This window comes from Marinovum sp. 2_MG-2023, assembly GCF_030548265.1.
Taxonomy (GTDB): domain Bacteria; phylum Pseudomonadota; class Alphaproteobacteria; order Rhodobacterales; family Rhodobacteraceae; genus Marinovum.
In genome coordinates this window covers 66,888-91,654 of the sequence record NZ_JAUOSD010000003.1, presented here as the reverse complement: position 1 = coordinate 91,654, position 24,767 = coordinate 66,888, and the positions used below count along the sequence as shown (strand labels likewise).

Here is a 24,767-nt window from a genome sequence, read left to right as displayed (position 1 = left end):
TTCGGGTTGAACAAGTATATACATTAAATATACAGAGCCCACTTTGGAAACCAAGGAGCTGTAAGGTTGAAAACCATTCTCGTCGTGAACCCAAAAGGCGGCACAGGCAAAACGATCACCTCGATCACCCTGGCAGGCGCGCTGGCCAATCTGGGGCGGCGGGTGGCATTGGCGGATGCAGATGTTCAAAAGTCGTCGTTTAACTGGCTGAAACGGCGCAACCTGGGCAATCCGCCAATCAAACGACGCGACTGGACCAATGCGCGCGAACTTGGCACTGCGCCGAAAACCGCCGAATACCTTATTGTTGATGCCCCCGGCAGCATTGATCCGGCAGACGCCGCTGATCTGGTCAAGATGGCGGATTTGATCCTTGTGCCCCTGACCGCGTCATGGATTGACGAAGATGCGACCAAGCGGTTCCTGAAATCCCTGCGTGACGTCAAACGCATCCGCAAGGGCAAGGCACGAATCGAGGTGATCGCCAACCGATTGCGCAGCTTCTCGCGCAGCCGCCGCGACCTCATGCGGTTTTGCGACTCGATGGAGCAACCGCCGCTGGCCTGTATTTCCGACCGCACGATCTATGGTGATTTGGCGCGTCAGGGCCTGTCGGTCTTTGACCGGACCCAGAAACCGTTTCGTGTAATGCAGGACCAGTGGAAACCGGTGCTGGATGTCATCCTCGCCAAAGCATCCTGATCGGCGCGCTCGCGAAATTGGCGGCAATCCGGGCGGGTAAAGGGTGAACTGCATATTTTAGCAGCGGAAAAACATCAGATAGCTGATTCCAGGGCTGGAAAATGGTGCCGCCTCTGCATACCCTCCGGCAAAATTCCCGAAGGAGGATCCCATGACCGACGCCCCGCAATACGGCTTTGACACGCTGCAAATCCACGCCGGTGCCCGCCCCGACCCCGCCACCGGCGCACGTCAGATACCGATTTACCAGACAACGGCCTATGTGTTCCGCGATGCGGAACATGCGGCGGCGCTGTTTAACCTTCAGGAAGTCGGATATATCTATTCCCGCCTGACCAACCCGACCGTGGCCGCCCTTCAGGAACGTCTTGCCACGCTCGAAGGTGGTGTGGGTGCCGTTTGCTGTTCGTCGGGGCACGCGGCCCAGATCATGGCGCTGTTCCCGCTGATGGGGCCCGGTTTGAATGTGGTGGTGTCGACCCGGCTTTATGGCGGTTCGATCACCCAGTTCAGCCAGACAATCAAACGCTTTGGCTGGTCGGCGAAATTTGTCGATTTCGACGATATGGATGCGGTTGCAGCAGCGATTGATGACAACACCCGCGCGGTGTTCTGTGAATCCGTGGCCAACCCCGGCGGCTATATCACCGACATTGCAGCGGCGGCCAAAGTGGCCGATGCGGCGGGCATTCCGCTGATCGTCGACAACACATCGGCCACGCCCTATCTGTGCAAGCCGATCGACCATGGCGCGACGCTTGTCGTGCATTCGATGACCAAATATCTGACCGGCAACGGCACTGTGACCGGCGGCGTGGTCGTGGATTCAGGCAAATTCGACTGGTCCGCATCCGACAAATTCCCGTCGCTCAGCGCACCGGAACCGGCCTATCACGGGCTGACCTTTGCGGAAACCTTTGGCCCGCTGGCCTTCACCTTCCACGGCATTGCCATCGGGTTGCGCGATCTGGGCATGACGCTCAATCCACAGGCGGCGCATTACACGCTGATGGGCATTGAAACGCTGTCGTTGCGGATGGAACGCCATGTGCAAAACGCGGAAAAGATCGCCGCATGGCTGGAAGGCCACGACGCGGTTGCCGCTGTGACCTATGCCGGTCTGCCGACGTCGCCCTATGCCGAGCGAAAAGCGCGGCTTTGCCCCAAAGGCGCCGGCGGTCTGTTCACCATTGCGTTGAAGGATGGCTATGACGCCTGTGTCAAATTCGTGGATTCGCTGGAAATTTTCAGCCATGTCGCCAATCTTGGGGACACCCGCAGCCTGGTGATCCATTCCGCATCGACCACCCACCGCCAGCTGACAGCGGAACAGCAAACCGCCGCAGGGGCCGGGCCCGATGTGGTGCGTCTGTCCATCGGGATCGAAGATGCCGCAGATCTGATCGCCGACCTTGACCAGGCATTGGCCAAAGCCTCCGCCTGAACAATGCACATTTCGTGAGTGCGAAAACGGTCCCGCCCTTTCAGGCGGGGCCGTATTTAGTTTTCAGAACCAGATTAGTTTTCAAGACCATAAACGATGGTGATCTGGGCGTTGAAATTCAGCTCTCCCGCCGCAACCGGCATGCCGTCCCCAACCATCATCGCCTCGGCCCGGGCAAAGACCGGCCCCGGGGCGGATCCTGTGCCGGGCTCGAAAATCTCACTTATGTCGCCCAGCGTCACACCGGCAGCATCGGCGTATAATTGCGCCCGTGCACGGGCGTCCGCCACCGCAAGACGGCGGGCCTCATCCAAGACCGGACCGGGATCGCGCAGCCCAAAGGAAATGCCGGAAAACCGGTTTGACCCGCTGTCCAGCATCACCGCAAGCACATCCCCCAACCGGGCCATATCCGACACCCGAATGGTCAGATCGTTCTGGGCAACAAAGCCATCAATCACCGGTGTTTCCGGCGGGGTGGACCGGCTGCGGTCGCGCCAGACCGGGTCAAGCCGCAGCGAACTTGTCTGAACATCCCGCGGGGCGATGCCCATCTCGGTCAGGGCGGCAAAAAGCTTCTGAATGTCTTCGTTGACCTGCGCCATTGCATCACGTGCTTCACGCGCCTCATGTGCCACGCCAAGATGCACCGTCGCCATGTCCGGCACCGCCGTGGCGCGCCCCTCGCCGGTCACTGTGACATGGGGTGCACGATCATCGGCCCATGCCGCCCCCGACAGCCCCAGGGGAATCATCAAGGTGATGACAAAAGCCCTTACACTCAAATGTCTCAACATCAGCACTGCCTTTATGTTATGAAAGCCATATTCGCGACAAAGATGCGCGTGACCAGGAAGGCGCACAACCTCTGGTTCGTAACATTATGGTGTCGCGGCTTTTTCTCGGCAGGAAGCTGCTGTAAAATGGGTGGAAGACGGGTCAGACTTGCGTGACCCATGAAGGAGTGCGAAAGCCGGAGAGATGAAACCAGATTTTGCTCTGTTGCTTTCCTTTGACGGGATTGCTCTGTTGCGGCGCGCCTCGGCTGATGGCGCGGCCGGCGATGGCTGGCGTCAATTGGGTGTTGTTTCGCCCGAATTGCCGGATTTGTCTGAAACCCTGATCGCCCTGCGCGAACGCGTGACCAAGGGCGATTGCGAAGTCAAATTGATCCTGCCGACCGAGCAGGTGAAGTTTCTGGACATTGCCGCACCTGCGCCGGGGATTTCCAATCCAGAGGCCGTCGAAGCCGCGCTTGATGGCGCGACGCCCTATGCCATTGACGATTTGGTCTATGATTTCCACCGCGACGGCGACCATATCCATGTGGCGGCGGTGGCGCGGGAAACACTTGACGAGGCAGAGCAATTTGCCATCCTGCATGGTTTCCTGCCCCTTGGCTTTGTCTCCGACGTGGCAAAAGACGCCGGTTTCCAGCGCGAGCCGTTTTTTGGTCCGACGCAAAAGGCGCTGACCACCCTGACCCCCGGCATGACGGTCCAGGGGGATGATACCCCGGTTGCCATTCTGGACGATCTGGCGGAACCGGTCCCGCCGGTGCAGGAAACCCCGGTACAGGAAAAACCTGCGCCAGAAACACCCCGGGCAAAGCCCGAGGCCAGTGCGCCCAAGTCAGACACACCTTCGCCGCCAAAAGCCAAAGCCGCGCCCGCCGCACCAAAAGAGCGCCCGACAGAGGAGCGCCCGTCAGAGGAACGCCCGGTAAAGGCAAAGCCGGACGCCAAGACACCCGCGCCCGCGCCGCAGCCCGCAACGCCACAGCCCGCAACGCCGAAACCCGCCAGCGCACCAACCGCAAAGACCCCGCCGCAACCACAGGGTCAGGCCGCAGGCAAGACACCCGCAGCACCGAAACCTGATGCCGCGCGGAACACCGACACATCGCCCAAGACACCCGAAGTCAAAGCAGCCCCCCCGGCGCTCAAGCCCGAGGCAGACGTCCCGCCTCTGCCATCATTCAAGAAGAAACAACGCCCCGGCCCAGTGGAAGACGCAGGCAACCGCAAAGATCCGCCTGCTGTGCCGGTTGCCAATCCCAATGCCCCACCCCCGCCCGCCCCAAAGGTGCCGCCAAGCGTCTCTGCCATGCCGCCGGAACCCGCAACGCCGGGATTCAGCAGCATTCGGGCCAACCGCGACGCACCAGCGCCACGCGCCAGCAAAAATCTGACAGCGCGGCCCGAAAACCTGCGCGGTCCGACATCCGACACGCCGGTATCGCCCCCTAAACCCCGCGACGTGGCGGATGAGATCGCGGCAAGCGCACGGGCGTCGTTTACGATGCGCCCGAAACCCAAAGCCGACAACGACGGGGACAACGACAGCGACAACATCAGCGACCAGATCGCCGCGACGGCACCAACCGCCACCGCCCCGACCGCAGAGCCCACACCATCCACCGCCAGCGGGATAATTGCCCGCGCCTCTGCCGGGATTGGCAAAAACATCGGCTTTGCCAGCCGCCGCACCGGCGCGGCGCAAAGCCCGGGCAAACCTGGCAAACCCGCCAAACCAAGCCGCAAAGCGCGACTGTCCAAGGTCAAGCCCGGCGACGCGAAAGCAGCAGAAACCGCCGCAGCCGCCGCCGCGCTGGACGAAGGCGACCGGATGACGGTTTTTGGCGCGCGCGGCCAGCAAAAAATCGGCGGCAAACCCCGGTTCCTTGGCCTGATGCTGACAGCCGCCCTGATCCTGGCCCTACTCGCGGTCAGTGCCTGGGCCTCGCTGTTTCTGGACGATGGTCTCGCCTCCTTGTTCCGGCGCAATGTCGAAGGCCCGGCAGTGGCCTCCGCCACCGCGCCCGCCGTGCGCGACAGCGCGCTTGACACCACCGACCCCAACAGCGCCGCCGCACCGCCCGAAGCGATCCCGCCAACCGCGCTTGCCCTGCCGGACCTGCCCCGCGAAATTGACCCCGAAGACCCGACTGACATCAACATTGCCTCGCTGAGTGAAGGCCTGCCAAGCCTCAGCCGCGATCTTGTCGAAGAGCAGGTTGATGGCCTCTCGGTGCCCTTCGAATCCGAGGCCCTGACACCGGAACAAGCCGAGGCCCGCTATGCGGCGACCGGCATCTGGCAACGCGCGCCCATGCCGCCCAACGAGCCAGAGCAGGCCTTGGTTGGCGAACTTTACGTGGCCTCCATCGACCCCGATGTGGCGGTCGGCGACGCCATTGCCATCCCAACCCAGCGCGAGGCCGACACCGATCAGATCCCGCCAACGCAAATCAATCCCTATCCGGCGGATTCCGGATTTACCTTTGACGACAATGGTTTGATCCAACCGACCGCGCAGGGGGTCTTGCATCCCGCCGGGTTTACCCTGGTGCTTGGGCCGCCGCCGTTAAAAGCCCCGTTGCGACCGGGGGTGGAATCCGTGACGCCCGCGGCCCTGCCCGCACCAGAAGCGGGCCAAGACCCGCAATCCTCCGATCCAGCATCTGACGACGAAAACGCCGCCCTTGCGGCTGCGATTGCCGCCGCCTCGGCTGCGGTGCCGGTGCCCGCGCCCATTCCAGGCGCCACTCCGGCCCCCGACACATCCGCGCCAACAACCGCAGCTGATCCCAGCCTTGCCGGGCTGCGCCCACGGCCACGCCCCGGTGATCTGATCGAACAGAATGAACGCGCCAATCTGGGCGGTATCAGCCTTGAGGAACTGCGCCAGAAACGTCCGAAACTGCGTCCGGCGCAAGACCCGGCCAAAACCGAGGCCGAAAAAGACATCGAAGCCAGCGAACTGGCGGTGGCAAGCTCTCTCAAACCCAACCGCCGACCGACCAACATGGCGACCCTTGTCGACCGCGCGGCCCAGAACGCCGCAAATTCGGTGGTGGCCGCCGCCGCCCCAGCCGCCGTTGCCCCGCGCACCGTGACGCCGCGTATCCCGTCGAAAACCACCGTCGCCACCGCCGCAACGCAAAAGAACGCGATCAATCTGCGCAACGTCAACCTGATCGGCGTCTACGGCAAACCGTCAAGCCGCCGGGCGTTGATCCGCCTGTCCAATGGTCGCTACCAAAAGGTCAAGGTCGGCGACCGGATTGACGGTGGTCGCGTCTCTGCCATTGATGAAGATCGGTTGAACTACGTCAAAAGCGGGCGCAACGTGGTGTTGCGCATGCCGCGCGGCTGACGGGCCTGCCCCCCGCGGCTCAGCGTCGCACAGGACACAGAACACAGCCCCCTCGCGCCAATGTGACGGCCTGCCCCTCTCGACCTGACCCGGTGAAAAGCGCATACAGAGCACACCCCGGCACCCCGTCGGGAAGGAGCCCAAATGCAGCTTTTGCGCCTTTTGATCTCTGTGCTTTTGCTTGCCCTGCCGGTGACGGCATGGGCCGCACAATCCGACCTCTACGAGGCCCCGGCCCTGACCGCACAGTTGATCACCGCCGAACAGGGCGTCGCCCCGGATGCCGGGACGCTGTCCGCCGGTCTGGTTGTGAAAATGCAAGACGGGTGGAAGACCTATTGGCGCTCACCCGGCGAGGTCGGCCTGCCACCGGAACTTGACTGGGATCAGGCGCAAAATCTGGCCACAGCTGAATTGCAATTCCCGGCTCCGACGCGTTTTACCGCATTTGATATCGAAAACTTTGGCTACGGCGATCAGGTCGTTTTCCCCATTCGCATCACGCTGGATCACCCCGGGGCCCCCGCCACCTTGACCCCCCGCGTGCGGTTGCTGGTCTGCAAAGAGATCTGCATTCCCGAAGATTTCACCCTGACCCTGACCCTGCCAAACGACACCGGGATTGACCCCGAGGCCGCTGAAACGATTGCCGCAGCCCTGAGCAAAGTCCCGGCAGAGGGCGCAGCCACCAACATGTCCCTCGAAGCGGCTCATCTGTCGCAGACCCATCTGACAGTGGCCCTGCACCGTGATCTCGGCTTTCGCACGCCGGATGTCTTTCCGGAATTGGAAGGCGCGGTTTTCGGCAAACCCATTGTCCGTCTCGATGCCGACCAAACCCGGCTCTGGGCGGAAATCCCACTGCTTTATGCGACGGACCCAAATGCCGAGCTGACCCTGACCGTGACCGACGGTCGCTTTGCCGGGACGCTGCCCGCCCCCCTGACCGACACGCTGCCTGCCGCCCCCCAGGCCGGGCGGGGTCTCTGGGCCATGGCGTTGATCGCGGTGCTGGGCGGTCTGATCCTGAATGTCATGCCCTGCGTCTTGCCGGTTCTGTCGCTGAAACTGGCGGCCGCGATTGGCAAATCCGATCTTCCCCCGGCACAGATCCGGGCCGGTTTTCTCTGGGCGGCGTTTGGCGTGCTGACCTTTTTCTGGGCTCTGGCGGCGGCGACCTGGGGTTTGCAATCCATGGGCCATGCCGTCGGCTGGGGTCTGCAATTCCAAAGCCCGGTGTTCCTGACATTGATGATTGTCATTCTGGTGCTGTTTTCCGCCAAACTGTTTGGCGCGTTCACCCTGAGCCTGCCTTCGGGGCTGCAAACCCATTTGGCCAGTGTCGGGGGCCATGGCCACTTGGGCGATTTCGCCACCGGTGCCTTTGCTGCGGTGCTGGCAACCCCCTGTTCCGCGCCGTTTCTCGGCACTGCCGTGGCTTTTGCCATGGCGGGCGGCGGGTTGGATATTGCGGTGATCTTCACCGCGCTTGGAATCGGTCTGGCCCTGCCTTACCTCGCGGTCGCGGCAATGCCCGGCTGTGTGGCTGTCCTGCCCAAACCGGGGCGCTGGATGCTGGTGGTCAAGGCCGTGATGGCGGGATTGCTGGCCCTGACGGCGGCCTGGCTGTTCCTGGTGCTGGCCAATGTCGCCGGTCTGGCCAATGCGGCCATCACCGCGCTGTTGGTGGCAATGATCCTGGCAATTCTGATCCTGCCCATCCGCCTGCCCCGGCGGCCCGTTTGGGTCGCGGCCCTGGCCGTGATCGCCGTTGGCCTGCCTGCCCTGCGCCCCGCCGCGCCGCAATCCGACACCCCAACCGCAGCCAACTGGGCGCCCTTCGACACCACCGACATCCGTGACCATATCGCAAATGGCAAGATCGTCTTTGTCGACGTGACTGCGGATTGGTGCCTGACCTGCAAAGCCAACAAATCACTGGTCCTGGAACGTGGCGAGGTCGCCACCCTGCTGACCTCTGGCGACATCATCGCCATGCAGGCCGACTGGACCCGCCCTGACCCGGCGATTTCCGAATATCTGGCTGAGTTCAACCGCTACGGCATCCCGTTCAACGCGGTCTACGGCCCCGCCGCGCCGACCGGGATCGCCCTGCCGGAACTCCTCAGCGCCAAGGCGATATTCCAAGCCATCGAAAAAGCCGGCGGTTGACGTCTTTTGTCATTCGCCTGACCTGTCTTTCTCCTGACCAGTCTTTCGCTTGACCGGTCTTTCTCCTGGATCAAATATCCCGGGGAGTGTGAGGGGCTGGCCCCTCATTCCCGCCCTGACAACTATCGCTTCAGCCGCCGTTTGCCGCCAAACCCTGCGCCACGATCGCATGGCGGGGATCCTCCGCCGCCAGGGTCGACAACAGACCCTCTGCGGCGCGATACGCCTCCAGCGCCTTGTCAGATTGCCCCAGCACGCCATAGGCCCGCCCCAACTGTAGCCAGCCGTCAAGATCTTCCGGCGTCTCCTGCAAGCGCTCTGCCAAACCGGCCACCATCGATTGGATGAAATCCGCCCGATCATCGGCTGTCATCTCTGCCGCAGCGGCCACGTCGTCGGCGCTTGGGCCCCGTACTGTCACAAAGTCAGACATTGCCACCGCCGCGTCTCCGGTGGTGGCGCTGATGCGGTTGATCTCGCGGATGAAATATTCCATCCAGGGCTGCGCGGTTTCCTCCTGGGACAACCGCAACACCAACAGCGCACGCGCCTCGGTCACCTGACCGTCCTGTTCCAGCCATTGCGCCTTATAGAAAATCGCCGCCGGGTTCAGCACATCCATGTCCAGCGCGCGGTCAATCGCTGCCGCCGCCGATTGCGTCACAATGCCATCAGCCGCCGCAATCAAGGCTTCGGCGTATTGCGTCACATGGCCTGCACGGGTGTCAGGGCGATCCAGGATTTCCGCCAGCGCCGCAACCGCGTCCTGATACCGGCCCATCTGCATATAGGTCTGGGCCAAAAGCTCCCAGCCCTCGATCGGCCCGCCACTTTCATCGGCTTGAAGGCGGGCTTTCAAACGTTCTGTAAGCTCGACAATCTTTTGATCCTCACCCCGTTCCGCCGCACGGTCGGCAAACGGCTGGCTGGAAATGCCGGGCGCGCCTGTCGCCAGATAAACACCGCCCGCCAACAACGGCACCATGACGGCCATCACAAAAAGCGCCGCCGTGCCGCCGGTTCTGATCTTGCCACCATCGCCACCCTGACGTTCCACCGCCAACATGCGCCGTTTGATTTCCAGTGCTGCGGCCTCGGCCTCCTGCGGGGAAATCACACCGCGCGCACGTTCCGCATCGACCTCTTTCAACTGGTCGACAAAGATGGCCAAGGCCCCTTCGCGGTGCCCGACCTGCGCCGTGCCACGCCGCCACAGCGGCAAAAGGATGATCAAACCGGCCAAAATCGCCATCAGCCCGGCGGGTATCCAGAAATTCATGCCTCAGGTGTCTTTCTTGTCCATCTCGGCGTCAAAACGCGCCATCAATTCACCGACTTTTGCCTCGTCCTCGGGGCTAAGTCCCTCGGGGGCCGTGCCCGCCTTGCGGCGTCGCAACGCCGACGCCGCAGCCACGCCCCCCAACCCCAAAAGCGCAAACGGCGCCAGCCACAATGCATAGGTCGTGGGTTTGAACGGCGGCTTGAACAACACGTAATCGCCGTAGCGATCCACAAGATATTGCACCACCTCGGCATCGCTATCCCCCGCGACCAACCGCTCGCGGATCAGGATGCGCAGATCGCGCGCCACCCCGGCGTTCGAACTGTCAATCGGTTCGTTCTGACAGACGACACAGCGGATATCGCGGGAAATGTCGCGCGCGCGCGCCTCCAATGCCGGATCGTCAAGGATCTCGTCCGGCTCCACCGCCGCTGCGACACTGGCCAATGCGATCAGACAGACGGCAAGAACCTGTCTCACGATCCCGCACCCGCCGCGCGCGCAGCAGCAAGGGCGTCGCGCAATTCATCCTGCGCCTGTGCGCTGGCAATCGGCCCGACGTAACGCCAGACCACCGTGCCTTCGGCATTCACAAGGAAGCTTTCAGGAACCCCGGAAATTCCCCATTCGATCCCGGCGCGCCCGGACAGATCCGACCCGATCCGTTGATAGGGATTTCCCAACTCGTTCAGCCAATCGCGGGCAGCCTCGGGCTTGTCCTTGTAGTTTATACCGAAAAGCGGAAAGCCCTCACTCGCGGCCAGCCGCGTCAGCACCTTGTGCTCGGCCCGGCAAGGCACACACCAGGAGGCAAAGACATTGACCAGCACGGGCTCGCCCGCCGCAGCCAGATCCGCGGTTTTCAAGCCCGGCACATCCACACCATCGACGGCCTCCAGCTCAAAGGCCGGCGCCGGATGGGATACCAGGGCAGACGGGATGGCATTGGGATCGCGATCCGGGTTCAACCCCCAAAGAAAGAAACCGCCAATCACAATCACCACCGCAACCGGCAGCATCACCAGAACACGTTGCATCTTTTTCACTCCGCAGGTTGCGCCATTTCAGGCATTTTGGCGCGACGTGGCGCGCCGACCCTCAGACGTCGATCGCTTAACGACAAAGCCCCGCCCAGCACCAGCATGAAAGAGCCAAGCCAGATGAAATTCACCAGCGGCTCATAGATCACCCGAAGCGTCCAGACATCGCCGGCAGTCTCGGCCGCAGGTTCGGAAATCGCGGCGTAAAGATCACCGGCGAGGGTGTGGCGAATGGAACTTTCGGTGGTGGTCGATTGCGCCACCGGATAGATCCGCCGTTCGGGATAGAGATTCTGCACAAAGGCCCCGGCACGATTGACCACCAGCGTCGCGCGAAAGGCGGTGTAATTCGGCCCCGGCACGCTTTCGACCTTGGCAAAGCGAATGTCAAACCCGGCAATCTGCACCTCGGTGCCCGGTTCGGCAAAGGTCACAATCTCTTCTTTCCAGGCCGAAGATCCGACAAAGCCAAAGATACAAACCGCCAACCCCAGATGCGCCATGGTCATGCCATGGCTGGCACGCGGCAGGTTGCGGGCCCGGCGCAGGCTCTCGGAGAATGGTGCGCGAAACAATTTGATCCGCGCGCCCCAATCCTGAAGCGTGGCCAGAAACAGCCAGATCCCAAGCCCAAAAGCCAAAACCGCCAGCACCGGCCCCTTGGTCACCAGATACCACAGCACCAGCGCGGCCACCGCCGCCACGGCCGCCACCATCCAGAGCCGCTGGGAAATTCCCCGCAGATCGGCCCGTTTCCACGTCAGGAACGGCCCGAAGCCCATGACCAACAGCAAGGGCATCATGATCGGCACAAAAGAGGCGTTGAAAAACGGCGGCCCGACCGAGATCTTGTCGCCGGTCACGGCCTCAAGAAACAGCGGATACAGCGTGCCAAACAGCACCGTGCCGCAGGCCGTCGCCAACAACAGGTTGTTGATCAGCAAGCCCCCCTCGCGGCTGACCGGGGCGAACAATCCGCCACCCTCCATCGACGGTGCCCGCGCCGCGAACAAGGTCAAGGAACCACCAATCGACACGCCCAGAAGCGCCAGGATGTAAATCCCCCGCTCCGGGTCGACCGCAAAGGCATGCACCGAGGTCAAGAGACCAGAGCGCACGATGAACGTCCCCAGCAGTGACAGCGAAAATGTCAGGATCGCCAACAGGATGGTCCAGCTTTTGAACGCACCGCGTTTTTCGGTCACGATGGCGGAATGCAACAGCGCCGTGCCCAACAGCCAGGGCATGAAGGCGACGTTTTCCACCGGGTCCCAAAACCACCAGCCGCCCCAGCCCAGCTCGTAATAGGCCCACCAGGATCCAAGTGCGAGACCGGCGGTCAACGACACCCAGGCCGCCAATGTCCAGGGCCGCACCCAACGCGCCCAGGCCGCATCAACCCGGCCCTCGATCAGCGCCGCAACGGCAAAGGAAAACACAATCGAAAACCCGACATAGCCGATATACAACAGCGGCGGATGCATCGCCAAACCGACGTCTTGCAACAACGGGTTCAGGTCATTGCCATCCACCGGCGGCGGCGAAATCCGCAGAAACGGATTGGATGTGAACAACATGAAGCTGAGGAAACCCAGCGAAATCCACGCCTGCACCGCCAATGTCCGCGCCCGCAGCGCATGGGGAATGTTCGACCCGAACATCGCCACCCCCGCCCCGAACAATGTCAGGATCAGCGTCCAGAGCAACAATGAGCCCTCATGCGACCCCCAGGTCGCGGCGACCTTGAACAACATCGGTTTCAGTGAATTGGAATTCTCGGCCACATTCACCACGGTGAAATCACTGACCACAAAGGCCCACATCAGCGCGCCAAAGGCCACCCCGACAAACAGAAGCTGCCCCAGCGCCGTCGATTGCGCGCTGCGCATCCACACCAGATTGCCGCGTGCCGCGCCAATCATGGGCACGACGGATTGCACCAGGGCGATGGCCATTGCCAATGCCAATGCAAATTGTCCAAGTTCCGGGATCATGCGGCCTCCAATGGGTCACCATATCATAGACCAGAGTCCTAGCGCCTCGCACATGAAGTTTTAAGTCACCTTTTCGCCATGTCGCCCCGCATTTCGCCGCACCCCCCGGATTTTGGGGGCGTCACCGGCTCACTTGCTGGTTTGAAACGGCGCGCCGCCTGTGGCCTCTGACAGGGCCAGCGCGGCTTCGGCCACCTTGTGACCAATCTCTGCAATCCGCTCCAGCGGCAGGCGCACGCTGGGGCCGGACACCGAAATGCCTGCGACGGCCTCGCCGTGAATATCAAATACCGGCGCCGCAATACAGCGCATGCCAAGGGCCTTTTCCTCGGCATCCACCGCATATCCCCGCTGCGCCGACAGGGTCAGATCGGCGCGCAGCGCCGCCGCCTCGACCAGGGTATGCTCGGTAAACACCTCGCGCCGGGTACGCTCCAGATAGGCCGTGAGCCGGTCATCGGACCAGCGCGACAGCAACGCCTTGCCAATCCCCGACGCATGCAGCGGCGACAATGTCCCCGGGGGAAAGAAAGCACGAATGGTCTCATGAGTCTCTACCTGGCTGAGAAACATGACCTGATCCCCGCGCGCGATACCAAGATTTGCCGTCTCTCCGGTGTCCTCCATCAAGGTGCGCATGATGGGACGGGCACGTTCAGCAAGCGAGGTCCGCCGCAAAAACGCCGCCCCCGCCAAAAAGGCCCCCGCACCCACCGCCCAGCTTTGCGCCGCATCGTCGAATTCGGCAAATCCCCGGCCTTGCAAGGTCACCAACACCCGGTACAGCGTGGCAGGCGATTGATCCAACTCCTCGGCCAGAACGCTGAGCGTGATCCCCTGATGCTGGCCCAAGGCGACCAAAACCTCCAACGCCCGGTCCAGGGATTTGATGGTGTTCTGTTCGGTCTTGTCCTGCCAACCACGCGGGCGGCCGCGTTTTCTCGGGGTTTCTTCGGCCATTCTTCTTCTCTTTTGAAATACGCATTCAGCATATGAAAAATAGCAATGCATTGGCAATATTAAATAATTACTGCAAATTGGAATTTTGAAAAATGATTTCAAAAAAATTGAGCTCTCGCGACCCCCAACGTAACCTCCAACCAAACCCGATGAGGAGGAAAGACAGATGAGCTTCCAGAACCCCGTTTTCATTCCCGGCCCGACCAATATGCCGGAACATCTGCGCCGCGCCTGTGACATGCCGACACTCGATCACCGGTCGGCGCTGTTTGGCGACATCCTGCACCCGGCCCGTGCCGCCGTGCGTCAGATCCTGAAATCGCAAAAGGCCGAGGTGTTCATCTTCCCCTCCACCGGCACTGGCGGTTGGGAAACCGCGCTGACCAACACGCTCAGCCCCGGTGACAAGATCCTTGCCGCGCGCAATGGCATGTTCTCGCATCGTTGGATCGACATGTGCCAGCGTTACGGGCTGGAGGTGCAGATCGTTGACACCCCATGGGGCGAAGGCATTCCGACGGACAAGTTCGAGGCCGCGCTGACCGCCGACAAAAGCCATGAAATCAAGGCCGTTCTGGCGACCCATAATGAGACCGCGACCGGTGTGCGCTCTGACATCGCGGGCGTCCGCGCCGCACTTGATGCGGCGTCTCACCCCGCGCTCTTGCTTGTCGATGGTGTGTCCTCCATCGCGTCGATGGATTTCCGCTTTGACGATTGGGGCGTCGATATCGCCGTCACCGGCTCGCAAAAGGGGTTCATGCTGCCGCCCGGCCTGGCCATCACCGGCTTTTCACCCAAGGCGCTGGCGGCGGTCGAAGGCGCAAGATTGCCCCGGACCTTCTTTGACATCCGCGACATGGGCAAGACCAATGCAGGCGGCGGTTTTCCCTATACGCCGCCGGTCGGGCTGCTGAACGGGTTGAATGAATCCTGCAAGATGCTGCTCGATGAAGGTTTGGAAAACGTCTTTGCCCGCCATAACCGCATTGCCGAAGGCGTGCGCCGCGCGGTGTCTGCCTGGGGGCTGGAGCTTTGCGCCGCTTCGCCGGATCTCTATTCCGACAGCGTCAGCGCAATTCGCACGCCCGACGGGTTCAACGCCACCGACATTGTCACTCATGCCGCTGATACCTATGGCGTCGCCTTTGGCACCGGTCTGGGCGAGGTCGCAGGCAAGGTGTTCCGCATTGGCCATCTCGGCTCGCTCACCGATGTCATGGCGCTGTCCGGTATTGCGACGGCGGAAATGTGCATGGCGGATCTGGGTCTGAACATCGACCTTGGCTCTGGCGTTGCGGCAGCACAGGATTACTACCGCAGCCACCGCGCCGCAGCGGCGCAAAAGGCCGCGTGATGAAGGATACGACAATGTATATCCCGACCTACGACGACATGTTGGCGGCGCATGAAAGGATTGCGCCGCATATCCACCGCACGCCGGTTCTGACCTCGACCTATCTGAACGAGCTGACCGGCGCCGAGCTGTTCTTTAAATGCGAAAACTTTCAAAAGGCCGGCGCCTTCAAGGTGCGCGGCGCGTCCAATGCGGTATTCGGCCTGTCCGAGGATGAAGCGGCCAAAGGCGTGGCCACCCATTCCTCGGGCAATCATGCGCTGTCGCTGTCCTATGCTGCCGGTCGTCGCGGCATTCCCTGCCACGTGGTCATGCCCCGCACCGCGCCCGAGGCCAAAAAGGCCGCCGTTCGCGGCTATGGCGGCATCATCACGGAATGTGAGCCATCGACTTCGTCGCGCGAAGCGGTCTTTGCCGAGGTTCAGGCCAAAACCGGTGCGAATTTCGTCCACCCCTATAATGACCCCCGCGTCATTGCAGGTCAGGGCACATGTTCACGCGAATTGATCGACCAGACCGGATACCTTGATATGGTGGTGGCCCCCATTGGCGGGGGTGGCATGATTTCGGGCACCTGTCTGACCCTGTCGACGCTGGCGCCCGACACCGCCATCATCGCCGCAGAACCGGAACAGGCCGATGATGCCTATCGCAGCTTTCACGCCGGGCATATCATCGCCGACGACGCGCCCGATACGGTGGCGGATGGGCTGAAAGTACCACTGAAGGATCTGACATGGCATTTCGTGTCCAATCACGTCAGCGACATCCTGACCGCCAGCGAACAAGAGATCATTGATGCGATGCGCCTGATCTGGCAGCGGATGAAAATCGTGATGGAACCGTCCAGCGCCGTGCCGCTGGCCACCATCCTGAAAAACCGAGACCGGTTTACCGGCAAACGCATCGGTGTGATTGTCACCGGCGGCAACGTCGATTTGAACAAACTGCCATGGATTACCGGCTGATCGCCGCCGCAAAAGGAGCAAGGACATGAGAGACATGGACCAACTCGACCAATTCGAAGTCGGCTTTGACATCCCCGCCAAACCCGGCATGGACGCCGCCGACATCCAGACCCCGGCGCTGGTGCTGGATCTGGATGCGCTGGAACGCAACATCAAGAAGATGGGCGATTACGCAACCGCCCACGGCATGCGCCACCGGGTGCATGGCAAGATGCATAAATCGGTGGACGTCGCCAAATTGCAGGAAACCCTGGGCGGCGCGGTTGGCGTCTGTTGTCAAAAGGTGTCCGAGGCCGAGGTCTTTGCCCGTGGCGGCATCAAGGATGTTCTGGTGTCCAACCAGGTGCGCGACCCGGCCAAGATCGACCGTCTGGCGCGCCTGCCGAAACTGGGGGCCCGCACGATTGTCTGTGTGGATGACCTCGCCAATGTATCAGAGCTTTCGGCAGCGGCGCAAAAGCATGGCACCGAGATCGAATGCCTTGTCGAGATCGACTGTGGTGCGGGCCGCTGCGGCGTGACCACCACGCCGGCCGTGGTCGAGATTGCCAAGGCCATCGACGCCGCCGCGGGGCTGACATTCACCGGCATTCAGGCCTATCAGGGCGCGATGCAGCACCTCGACAGCTATGAAGCACGCGAGGAAAAGCTGAACATCGCCATCGCACAGGTCAAGGATGCGGTTGAAGGGCTGAAGGCCGCGGGCATCGCCTGCGATCTGGTCTCGGGCGGCGGCACGGGATCGTATTATTTCGAAAGCAATTCCGGCGTTTACAACGAGTTGCAATGCGGTTCTTACGCCTTCATGGATGCCGATTACGGTCGTATCCTCGACAAGGACGGCAAGCGCATCGACCAGGGCGAATGGGAAAACGCGTTTTTCATCCTGACCCAGGTGATGAGTCACGCCAAGGCCGACAAGGCGATCTGTGACGCCGGTCTGAAAGCGCAATCGGTGGACAGCGGATTGCCGGTGATCTGTGGCCGCACGGATGTGGAATACGTCAAATGTTCCGATGAACACGGCGTCATTGCGGACCCCAAGGGCGCGCTGACGGTCGGTGAAAAGCTGAAACTGGTGCCCGGCCACTGCGACCCGACCGCCAATGTGCACGATTGGTACGTCGGTGTGCGCAACGGCAAGGTTGAATGCGTCTGGCCGGTCTCGGCCCGCGGCCGCGCCTACTGACACACCCGCTCATCAAGCCCTTCCGGGCATTCTTCGCGAAGAGTGCCCGACACCGGGCCGATGAGCGCCCCGATTACAGGATACTCAGATGAGCCTCGACATGACCAAGACAACCACCCTCACCATCGTCCCCGAAGCCGAGATTGCCGGTCTGATCACGCCCGAAGCCGCCTTTACCGCCGTCGAACAGGTCTTTGCCGCCATGGCGCGCGATGACGCCTATAATTTCCCCGTGGTGCGCGAAGCGATTGGCCACGAAGATGCGCTTTATGGTTTCAAGGGCGGGTTTGACCGTGCCGGCATGGCGCTGGGGCTGAAGGCCGGTGGCTATTGGCCCAACAACCTCGCCACCCATGGCATCATCAACCACCAGTCGACGGTCTTTCTGTTCGATCCCGACACCGGCAAGCCGACCGCCATGGTCGGTGGCAACCTGCTGACTGCGCTGCGCACCGCCGCCGCATCCTCGGTCTCGATTGCGCATCTGGCGCGCCGCGACGCCCGCGTCATCGGCATGATCGGCGCCGGCCATCAGGCGACATTCCAACTGCGCACGGCACTGAAGCATCGCAATTTCGAGAAGGTCATCGGCTGGAACCTGCACCCGGAAATGCTGCCCAATCTGGAAAAAGTCGCGCAAGAGGCCGGTCTGCCGTTCGAAGCGGTGGAACTGGACGGGCTGCGCGCGGCGGATGTGATCATCTCGATCACCTCCAGCTTTGCCGCCATCGCCAATGAGACCCATATCGCGCCCGGCACCCATATCGCCTGCATGGGCACCGACACCAAAGGCAAACAAGAGGTTGCCCCGGAACTGCTGCAACGCGCCACGGTGTTTACCGATGAAATCGCCCAGTCGATCAGCATCGGCGAGGCACAACATGCAATTGCGGCCGGTCTGATTGCCGAAAGCGACATCACCCAAATCGGTGCGGTGATCAATGGCACCCATCCCGGGCGCACATCGGACGAGGAAATCACCCTGTTCGATGGCACCGGCGTCGGGCTTCAGGATCTGGCAGTGGCGCAGGCTGCGGTCAAACTGGCACTGGACCACGGCGTGGCGCAGCAAATCGAAATTTGATCGAATTCTGCTGCCACCTCTGGCAAAACCGCGCGCTCCTGTTCTAAGTCTCGTTGCACAGCACCAAAGGAGCGCGCGACCATGACTCTCCGCATTTTCATCAACGGATTTGGCCGGATTGGCCGCACAATTACGCGTATCATCCTGACCGAACATGCCGATATCGACATTGTCGGGATCAATGACATCGCCCCGCTGGACAGCTGCGCCTATCTCTTTGGCTATGACAGCGTCTTTGGCCCCTTCCCCGGCGGCGTGACCGGGCGTGATGGCGCATTGCATGCCGCGGGCCGCAAAATTGCCATGACCCATGCCGAGGATATTTCGGCGCTGGATCTTGCCGGCGTCGACATCGTTCTGGAATGCACCGGCAAAGCCCAAACCCAAATGATCGCAGAGCGCGGCTTGATCGCAGGGGCGGAGCGCATCCTGATTTCAGGGCCATCCCCCGCCGCAGAAGACACCATCGTCCTCGGCGCCAATCACGATATCCTCGCCGATCAGAAAATCCTGTCCAATGCCTCTTGCACCACCAATGCCCTCGCCCCGCTGCTGCGGCTGCTGGACGAGGCCGCCGGCGTTCAATCCGGCCATATGACCACCGTGCATTGCTATACCGGATCCCAGCCGACGGTGGATGCACCGCGTGGCGATCTGGTGCGCTCGCGCGCGGCGGCGCTGTCGATGGTGCCGACCACAACCTCGGCCGGCCGGTTGATTGGCACTGTCCTGCCGCATCTGGCGGGCCGGATCGAAGCCCGCGCCATTCGCGTGCCCACGGCCAGTGTCTCTGCCATCGACCTGACCGTTCAAACCCGCGATCCAATCACGGCCGAGACATTGAACGGCATGATCCAATCCGCGGATCCGACGTTGTTCGGCTATACCGATCTGCCGCTGGTTTCGACCGATCTGCGCGGCAGACCGGAAAGCCTGATCGTGGCGGGGCGCGAAACTTCCGTCTCGCTCGGTGGTGTGCTGCGCATTTTTGGGTGGTACGACAACGAATGGGGCTTTTCCGCCCGTATGATCGACATGGCGCGCCGGATGCGCTGATCCAACGGTCGGATTTTGCGTATTTAGAAAGAGAAGAAGCTCGCTCGGCCTCGGCTTCTTCTCTTTTCAAATACGCCCGCCGGAGGCGAAAATCTCTTCTCGGTCTCTCAACAAAAAACCCGGGCACGCAGAAGCGCACCCGGGGTCAATGTCGGGTGCGCTTTTACTGCGCACCCTCATCTGGTTCATTCACCCGGGATGGAGCCCTTTCCACCACCGGACAGACCACCCGACACCTCTTCGGTGGATTCATCCGCCAGTTCCTCTGGCAGAACGAGGTTCAGAACAATCGCAATCAATGCCGCGGGCAGGATGCCCGATGTCGCCAGAATTTTGAGCGTCCCCGGCAAATGCTGCAAAGCGCCCGGTTCAAGCTGCAAGCCAAGGCCCAGCGACAGGGCAATCGCAAAGATGACCATGTTGCGCCGGTTCCAATGCACATCGGACAACATGGAAATACCCGCAGAAACCACCATGCCGAACATCACGATCACACCGCCGCCCAGCACCTCGATCGGTACGGTCGAGATGATGGCGCCGATTTTTGGCACCAGTCCACAGACGATCAAGAAGATGCCGCCAATGGTCACCACATGGCGGCTCATCACGCCGGTCATCGCGATCAGGCCGACGTTTTGCGAAAACGATGTGTTGGGCAGCGCGCCAAACAGACCGGAAACCGCCGTTCCCAAACCATCAGCAAAGGTTGCGCCCTGGATCTCTTCGTCCGTGGCTTCGCGTCCGGCGCCGCCTTTGGTGATGCCGGACACGTCGCCCACTGTTTCCACTGCGGAAACAAAGGACATCAGGCAAAAGCCGACAATCGCCGCCACCGAGAATTCAAGCCCGAAATGCAGCGGGTTTGGCAGCGCAAAGCTGGCGGCATTGCCGACATTGCCAAAGCTCACCATCCCGAACACCCAGGCCACGACATAGCCCGCAATCAAACCCAACAGCACGGCAGAGATCGAAATCATGCCCCGGGCAAAGAACTTGAGGCCCAGAGTGACCAGGATCACCACCGAGGCGACAAACCAGTTCAGCGCCGACCCGTATTCCGGTGTGCCGATGGCCGGCACGCCCCCGGCCGCATATTGAATGCCCACCTTGACCAGTGCCAGACCGATCATTGTCACCACCAATCCGGTGACCAGCGGCGGCAGCGCAAAGCGGATCTTGCCAATAAACAGACCCAAAACAGCATGAAACAAACCACCGACCAGGATACCGCCCATCAGCACAGCAACCGCATCCACACCTTTGCCCGCGACCAGCGGAATCATGACCGGCAGAAAGGCAAAGGATGTGCCCTGTACAATCGGCAGTTTCGCCCCGACAGGGCCAAAACCGATGGTCTGGATCAGCGTCGCCAATCCGGCAAAGAACATCGACATCTGAATCATGTAGATCATTTGCGGAAAATCAGGCGAGTTCGAGCCAAAGCCGAACCCCGCCGCGCCGCAAACGATAATTGCCGGCGTCACGTTCGACACGAACATCGCCAACACATGTTGGATGCCCAGCGGCACCGCTTTGGCCAGCGGCGGTGTGTAATTGGGATCGCGCAGCTGCGCTGCGGTCCCGATAGATGAATCAGCCATGAACTTCTCCCCATATAGCTGTCGGATGGGCCGTTTCTCCTCCTGACGGCCCGGATATTCAGCCCGCCACCACCTGGTATGGGGTGTCGAACCAATGCTCTTCCAGATTCTCGCCAGCGCCGATGCGATCCACTACGGCAAACGTCCCCGATCCTGCGATCGGTGTCAGGACTCCGTGCCATGTGTTGCGATGAAAGTTGATTGCCTGACCGGGTTCCGTGCGAAAGGCACGCGGATTATCTGGGCAACCGCCCAGATCTTTGGCGACAATGACAAGAAATGCGTGTTCTGACATCGGAATGAAAGCTTGGGATCCCAGCGGGTGCCGCTCCATCATGTCCAGTTCAAGCGGCAGTTGGCGCAGCTCGGCCTGAAAAAGGCTGAGGCCCGCCGTCCCGTCCGAAAAATCCAGTTGCGCGCGGTCATGAAAGCGCCCGCAGAGCCCTTGATTGATCAGCTTGTCCGGCGCGCCAGAACAATCCAGCACATCGCCATAGGGCGCGAATTCCGCCGCACCCAAAGGTTCGATCATGATCCGTTTGGTCATGGCAACAGGTCCAGCAGACGGAATTCGGCAATGCGTTCAACCTGGCGGCAGGCCTCGACAAATTCGGTGGTGCGGTCATTGCCGATCCGGCGCTCAAAGGCCGCCATGATCGACGCCTTGTCGTGATCGCGCACCGCGATAATGAAGGGGAACCCGTGTTTGGCGACGTAATCGTCATTCAACTTGGTAAAACGTTCCCGTTCCTGATCGGTCAGCATATCAAGCCCCGCACCGGCCTGTTCCGAGGTGCTTTCAGCGGTCAACCGTCCCGCCGCGGCGAGTTTGCCAGCCAGATCGGGGTGCGCGGTCAAGACGCCAAGGCGGAGATCTTCGTCAGCGCTGCGGAAAATACGACACAGGGCGTTGTGAACACCGCGCGCCGTATCATGGGCTGGGCCAAGCTCCAGATCAAAAGCGCCCTCGGCGATCCAGGGCGAATGTTCGAACACGCCACCAAATGTCGTGACGAAATCCGCACGCGCCATTGCACTGGGCCGGTTCCAGCGCTTGTGCGGATGGGTTTCGATCCAATGCGCCGCGATCTCGGCCCGTGTCGGGCACCAGACATCATCAAAGCCCTGAATATAATCAATAAACCGCTTCAGCGCCGCAATTTTCCCCGGACGCCCCACCAGCCGACAATGCAACCCGATCGACATCATCTTTGGCGCACCGGCCTGCCCTTCGGCATAAAGCGTATCAAAGGCGTCTTTCAGATAGCTGCCAAAATCTTCGCCCGTGACCCAGCCCGGCGCGGTGGCGAACCGCATATCGTTCGCTTCCAGCGTATAGGGAATGATCAATTGATCGCGGTCGCCATATTCGCGCCAATACGGCAAATCATCGTCATAAGTGTCGGAAATATAGTCGAATTGCCCGGTTTCCGCCGCCAGCCGCACGGTGTTTTCACTGCAACGCCCGGTGTACCAGCCGCGCGGGGCCTCGCCCACGACCTCGGTATGCAGGCGGATCGCTTCGGCAATCGCTGCGCGCTCCTCTGCTTCGGGCATGTCCTTGTGCTCAACCCATTTGAGCCCGTGACTGGCGATCTCCCATCCGGCGGACTTCATCGCGGCCACCTGTTCCGGTGACCGTGCCAGCGCCGACGCCACGCCATAAATGGTCACCGGGATCGCCGCGCCGGTGAACAGGCGATGCAAACGCCAGAACCCGGCACGTGCGCCGTATTCGTAAATCGATTCCATGTTCCAGTGGCGCTGGCCCGGCCACATGGCGGCACCGGGAATGTCCGACAGAAAAGCCTCCGACGCGGCATCCCCGTGCAGGACGTTGTTTTCGCCGCCTTCTTCGTAGTTCAATACAAATTGTACAGCCACTTTGGCATTTCCGGGCCATTGAGCCTCGGGGGCGCGGGGGCCATAACCAATCATGTCGCGGGGGTATCTATTCACATCTGCCTCCAGAGTTTAGATAACGATAATTCAGAACAATCCCGAAGATTACCAAATAGTTTTTGAAGCACTGTTCAGAACTCGGGGTTTTCCTTTGGCCGAGGTAACGGGCACAAGAAAGAAACGGGCGCAAGGTTGCACAGTCCGGGCTTGGCCCAGCACAGACAGGAGTTTCACATGACCGGCTATCTGACCACCCATATCCTTGACACGGCACGCGGTTGTCCTGCCGAAGGCATAAAGATTGCGCTTTACCGGGTGTCGGGCAATTCCCACAAGAAAATTGCCGAGACCGTGACCAACGCCGATGGCCGCACCGACGCCCCGATTCTACCGGCGGACAAATTCAAGACCGGCACTTATGAATTGGTGTTCTTTGCCGGGGATTACCTGCGCAACAGCGGTCAGGTCACCGAGGAGATCTTGTTCCTTGATCAGATCCCGCTGCGCTTTGGCATGGACGACGCGGCGGCGCATTACCATGTGCCATTGCTGCTGTCGCCGTTTGGCTATTCGACCTATCGCGGCAGCTGATCCGCTGCTGCGCCTTGGGGTCGATGTCGCGGCTTGGGGCCTTAGGTTGCCGCAAGCGGATGGGTCGGACAGATCGAGGCCGCGCCCCTAAAACACAGGGTAGATGGGGGGCCAGCCCCCCAAACCACAGGTAAGATGGGGGGCCAGCCCCCCAAACCACAGGTAGGATGGGGGGCCAGCCCCCCAAACCCCCCGGGATATTTCTGGTCAGATGAAAGGCAAAAGCGCGCGCCCCCGCTTTGCGGCGCTAAATGGCGGCGCTTTCCGTTTGTCGAACCGAGGCGGCCAGACGGTCGACCATGAATTCGATGAAAAGCCGCGTCTTGGGGTCCTGATGGCGGCGATGGGTGAATAGAAACGCCATTTGAATATCTTCCGGTGGGTTGGCCTGTGCCACCGGCACCAGAGCCCCGGATCTGAGGTGGTCGGCGACTTCGAACACCGGTTTCAGGACCACGCCCTGCCCGGTCAGCGCCCAATCGGTCAGAACATCGCCATCATCCGATTCGAACCGCCCGCCGACACGAAAGCGCTGGACCCCGTTGTCAGTCTGCAAGCGCCATTGAAATTCGGGCGCACCGGGATAACGCAGGTTCAGGCAATTGTGCCTGTCCTTGACCAATGCCTCGCCGCTTTCCGGCATTCCGCGCGCGGCAATATAGCTTGGCGCGGCGCAGATCACCCGTTTGCAATCCGCCACCTTGCGAATCCGCAGCGTCGAATCCTCGGGCTGACCAAGGAAGAACGCCACATCCAGACCCTCGGCTGTAAGATCGACATTGCGGTCGGTCAGCCGCAGGCGAATGTCGATCAACGGATAGGCCGCAGCAAATTCCGGCACCACCGGGGCAATCAACCGCCGCCCGACGCCCAAGGGCGCTGCGATATGCAACACACCTTTGGGGTTTTCAGTGATCGAGCTGACCTGGGCCTCGGCATGGTCGACGGCCTCAAGCACGGAAATCGCACCACCATAAAACGCCCGCCCCTGTTCGGTTGGGGTCAGGGACCGGGTGGTGCGCTGGAACAGCCGCACGTTCAGATGTTGCTCAAGTTGTGAAATCCGCGCCGATGTCACTGCCGGAGAAATACGCAAATCGCGCCCTGCCGCCGACATAGAGCCAAGATCATAGACACGGACAAAGGTACGGATATTGTCGAAATAGGACATTGTTCGGCTTTTTTTGATGCAGGTGTGTTTTTCTCTGCAATACACGAACAACCAAGCATCCGCTAGTCTGGCAAAAAACGGGTCTGGCAATAAGAC

Annotated in this window: 20 protein-coding genes; 10 read left to right on the top strand and 10 right to left on the bottom strand. The window is 61.2% G+C overall.

Annotated elements, in window-relative coordinates; genetic code table 11:
- Window positions 1-66: 66 nt before the first annotated feature.
- Together Q4577_RS05060 and Q4577_RS05055 are read left to right on the top strand one after the other, a co-directional pair.
- Window positions 67-702 (top strand): ParA family protein, encoded by a 636-nt coding sequence (locus Q4577_RS05060; RefSeq protein ID WP_303469903.1) that lies wholly within the window; start codon window positions 67-69, stop codon window positions 700-702.
- Between the two features lie 151 nt (window positions 703-853).
- Window positions 854-2,146 carry an O-acetylhomoserine aminocarboxypropyltransferase/cysteine synthase family protein gene (locus Q4577_RS05055; RefSeq protein ID WP_303469904.1) on the top strand — a complete coding sequence of 431 codons (1,293 nt, stop codon included), beginning with the start codon at window positions 854-856 and terminating at the stop codon, window positions 2,144-2,146.
- A gap of 74 nt (window positions 2,147-2,220) precedes the next feature.
- On the opposite strand, the gene Q4577_RS05050 is transcribed toward Q4577_RS05055, so the two are convergent.
- The gene (locus tag Q4577_RS05050; protein WP_303469905.1) at window positions 2,221-2,943 is read right to left on the bottom strand and encodes an SIMPL domain-containing protein; all 723 of its coding nucleotides are present in this window, start codon (window positions 2,941-2,943) and stop codon (window positions 2,221-2,223) included.
- 184 nt (window positions 2,944-3,127) lie between these two features.
- Between Q4577_RS05050 and Q4577_RS05045 the strand changes: the two genes are divergently transcribed.
- Together Q4577_RS05045 and Q4577_RS05040 are read left to right on the top strand one after the other, a co-directional pair.
- Window positions 3,128-6,304: a hypothetical protein gene (locus Q4577_RS05045; RefSeq protein WP_303469906.1), complete on the top strand. Its 3,177-nt coding sequence runs from the start codon at window positions 3,128-3,130 to the stop codon at window positions 6,302-6,304.
- Between the two features lie 144 nt (window positions 6,305-6,448).
- Complete coding sequence (locus Q4577_RS05040) at window positions 6,449-8,476, top strand: protein-disulfide reductase DsbD (protein ID WP_303469908.1); 2,028 nt, start codon at window positions 6,449-6,451, stop codon at window positions 8,474-8,476.
- 130 nt (window positions 8,477-8,606) lie between these two features.
- Here Q4577_RS05040 and ccmI read toward each other — a convergent pair whose 3' ends face one another.
- The 5 genes from ccmI to bhcR all read right to left on the bottom strand — a co-directional run bounded on the left by ccmI (window position 8,607) and on the right by bhcR (window position 13,752).
- Window positions 8,607-9,755 carry a c-type cytochrome biogenesis protein CcmI gene (ccmI, locus tag Q4577_RS05035; RefSeq protein ID WP_303469909.1) on the bottom strand — a complete coding sequence of 383 codons (1,149 nt, stop codon included), beginning with the start codon at window positions 9,753-9,755 and terminating at the stop codon, window positions 8,607-8,609.
- Window positions 9,756-9,758: 3 nt separating this feature from the next.
- Window positions 9,759-10,241 (bottom strand): cytochrome c-type biogenesis protein, encoded by a 483-nt coding sequence (locus tag Q4577_RS05030; RefSeq protein ID WP_303470048.1) that lies wholly within the window; start codon window positions 10,239-10,241, stop codon window positions 9,759-9,761.
- Window positions 10,235-10,795 carry a DsbE family thiol:disulfide interchange protein gene (locus tag Q4577_RS05025; protein WP_303469910.1) on the bottom strand — a complete coding sequence of 187 codons (561 nt, stop codon included), beginning with the start codon at window positions 10,793-10,795 and terminating at the stop codon, window positions 10,235-10,237. Before Q4577_RS05025 ends, Q4577_RS05030 begins: the two co-directional genes overlap by 7 nt.
- A gap of 5 nt (window positions 10,796-10,800) precedes the next feature.
- Entirely contained in the window at window positions 10,801-12,792 is a 1,992-nt protein-coding gene (locus Q4577_RS05020) for a heme lyase CcmF/NrfE family subunit (RefSeq protein ID WP_303469911.1), read from the bottom strand.
- A gap of 129 nt (window positions 12,793-12,921) precedes the next feature.
- Complete coding sequence (gene bhcR, locus Q4577_RS05015) at window positions 12,922-13,752, bottom strand: HTH-type transcriptional regulator BhcR (RefSeq protein WP_303469912.1); 831 nt, start codon at window positions 13,750-13,752, stop codon at window positions 12,922-12,924.
- 166 nt (window positions 13,753-13,918) lie between these two features.
- On the opposite strand from bhcR, the gene bhcA reads away from it, so the two are divergent.
- The 5 genes from bhcA (at window position 13,919) to Q4577_RS04990 (ending at window position 19,406) form a co-directional block, all read left to right on the top strand.
- Window positions 13,919-15,109 (top strand): L-aspartate--glyoxylate aminotransferase BhcA, encoded by a 1,191-nt coding sequence (bhcA, locus tag Q4577_RS05010; protein WP_303469913.1) that lies wholly within the window; start codon window positions 13,919-13,921, stop codon window positions 15,107-15,109.
- Window positions 15,109-16,077, top strand: a complete 969-nt coding sequence (bhcB, locus tag Q4577_RS05005) for a beta-hydroxyaspartate dehydratase BhcB (RefSeq protein WP_303469914.1) — start codon at window positions 15,109-15,111, stop codon at window positions 16,075-16,077. The genes bhcA and bhcB overlap by 1 nt, the downstream gene beginning before the upstream one ends.
- A gap of 25 nt (window positions 16,078-16,102) precedes the next feature.
- Window positions 16,103-17,266 carry a 3-hydroxy-D-aspartate aldolase BhcC gene (bhcC, locus tag Q4577_RS05000; RefSeq protein WP_303469915.1) on the top strand — a complete coding sequence of 388 codons (1,164 nt, stop codon included), beginning with the start codon at window positions 16,103-16,105 and terminating at the stop codon, window positions 17,264-17,266.
- 88 nt (window positions 17,267-17,354) lie between these two features.
- Entirely contained in the window at window positions 17,355-18,350 is a 996-nt protein-coding gene (bhcD, locus tag Q4577_RS04995; protein WP_303469917.1) for an iminosuccinate reductase BhcD, read from the top strand.
- 81 nt (window positions 18,351-18,431) lie between these two features.
- Window positions 18,432-19,406 carry a type I glyceraldehyde-3-phosphate dehydrogenase gene (locus Q4577_RS04990; RefSeq protein ID WP_303469918.1) on the top strand — a complete coding sequence of 325 codons (975 nt, stop codon included), beginning with the start codon at window positions 18,432-18,434 and terminating at the stop codon, window positions 19,404-19,406.
- 185 nt (window positions 19,407-19,591) lie between these two features.
- On the opposite strand, the gene Q4577_RS04985 is transcribed toward Q4577_RS04990, so the two are convergent.
- From Q4577_RS04985 to puuE, 3 genes are read right to left on the bottom strand one after another with little or no spacing between them, the layout of a single operon-like run.
- Entirely contained in the window at window positions 19,592-21,007 is a 1,416-nt protein-coding gene (locus tag Q4577_RS04985) for a uracil-xanthine permease family protein (protein ID WP_303469919.1), read from the bottom strand.
- Window positions 21,008-21,065: 58 nt separating this feature from the next.
- Complete coding sequence (locus Q4577_RS04980) at window positions 21,066-21,554, bottom strand: ureidoglycolate lyase (protein ID WP_303469920.1); 489 nt, start codon at window positions 21,552-21,554, stop codon at window positions 21,066-21,068.
- The gene (gene puuE, locus Q4577_RS04975) at window positions 21,551-22,966 is read right to left on the bottom strand and encodes an allantoinase PuuE (RefSeq protein ID WP_303469922.1); all 1,416 of its coding nucleotides are present in this window, start codon (window positions 22,964-22,966) and stop codon (window positions 21,551-21,553) included. Before puuE ends, Q4577_RS04980 begins: the two co-directional genes overlap by 4 nt.
- Window positions 22,967-23,143: 177 nt before the next feature.
- On the opposite strand from puuE, the gene uraH reads away from it, so the two are divergent.
- Window positions 23,144-23,500, top strand: coding sequence for a hydroxyisourate hydrolase (uraH, locus tag Q4577_RS04970; protein WP_303469924.1), 357 nt, complete (start codon window positions 23,144-23,146; stop codon window positions 23,498-23,500).
- A 247-nt stretch (window positions 23,501-23,747) separates the two neighbouring features.
- Here uraH and Q4577_RS04965 read toward each other — a convergent pair whose 3' ends face one another.
- On the bottom strand, window positions 23,748-24,671 hold the full coding sequence (locus Q4577_RS04965) for a LysR family transcriptional regulator (RefSeq protein ID WP_303469926.1): 924 nt from the start codon (window positions 24,669-24,671) through the stop codon (window positions 23,748-23,750).
- Between the last annotated feature and the right edge of the window lie 96 nt (window positions 24,672-24,767).

What these genes read in the sequence shown, in the direction of transcription:
- bhcB (WP_303469914.1), top strand. Translation starts at nt 15,109, where the DNA reads ATGAAGGATACGACAATGTATATCCCGACCTACGACGACATGTTGGCG.
- Q4577_RS05050 (WP_303469905.1), bottom strand. Translation starts at nt 2,943, where the DNA reads ATGTTGAGACATTTGAGTGTAAGGGCTTTTGTCATCACCTTGATGATT.
- bhcA (WP_303469913.1), top strand. Translation starts at nt 13,919, where the DNA reads ATGAGCTTCCAGAACCCCGTTTTCATTCCCGGCCCGACCAATATGCCG.
- bhcD (WP_303469917.1), top strand. Translation starts at nt 17,355, where the DNA reads ATGAGCCTCGACATGACCAAGACAACCACCCTCACCATCGTCCCCGAA.
- bhcR (WP_303469912.1), bottom strand. Translation starts at nt 13,752, where the DNA reads ATGGCCGAAGAAACCCCGAGAAAACGCGGCCGCCCGCGTGGTTGGCAG.
- Q4577_RS05025 (WP_303469910.1), bottom strand. Translation starts at nt 10,795, where the DNA reads ATGCAACGTGTTCTGGTGATGCTGCCGGTTGCGGTGGTGATTGTGATT.
- Q4577_RS04990 (WP_303469918.1), top strand. Translation starts at nt 18,432, where the DNA reads ATGACTCTCCGCATTTTCATCAACGGATTTGGCCGGATTGGCCGCACA.
- Q4577_RS04965 (WP_303469926.1), bottom strand. Translation starts at nt 24,671, where the DNA reads ATGTCCTATTTCGACAATATCCGTACCTTTGTCCGTGTCTATGATCTT.
- Q4577_RS04985 (WP_303469919.1), bottom strand. Translation starts at nt 21,007, where the DNA reads ATGGCTGATTCATCTATCGGGACCGCAGCGCAGCTGCGCGATCCCAAT.
- Q4577_RS05040 (WP_303469908.1), top strand. Translation starts at nt 6,449, where the DNA reads ATGCAGCTTTTGCGCCTTTTGATCTCTGTGCTTTTGCTTGCCCTGCCG.
- ccmI (WP_303469909.1), bottom strand. Translation starts at nt 9,755, where the DNA reads ATGAATTTCTGGATACCCGCCGGGCTGATGGCGATTTTGGCCGGTTTG.
- Q4577_RS05020 (WP_303469911.1), bottom strand. Translation starts at nt 12,792, where the DNA reads ATGATCCCGGAACTTGGACAATTTGCATTGGCATTGGCAATGGCCATC.
- uraH (WP_303469924.1), top strand. Translation starts at nt 23,144, where the DNA reads ATGACCGGCTATCTGACCACCCATATCCTTGACACGGCACGCGGTTGT.
- Q4577_RS04980 (WP_303469920.1), bottom strand. Translation starts at nt 21,554, where the DNA reads ATGACCAAACGGATCATGATCGAACCTTTGGGTGCGGCGGAATTCGCG.
- Q4577_RS05055 (WP_303469904.1), top strand. Translation starts at nt 854, where the DNA reads ATGACCGACGCCCCGCAATACGGCTTTGACACGCTGCAAATCCACGCC.
- bhcC (WP_303469915.1), top strand. Translation starts at nt 16,103, where the DNA reads ATGAGAGACATGGACCAACTCGACCAATTCGAAGTCGGCTTTGACATC.
- Q4577_RS05045 (WP_303469906.1), top strand. Translation starts at nt 3,128, where the DNA reads ATGAAACCAGATTTTGCTCTGTTGCTTTCCTTTGACGGGATTGCTCTG.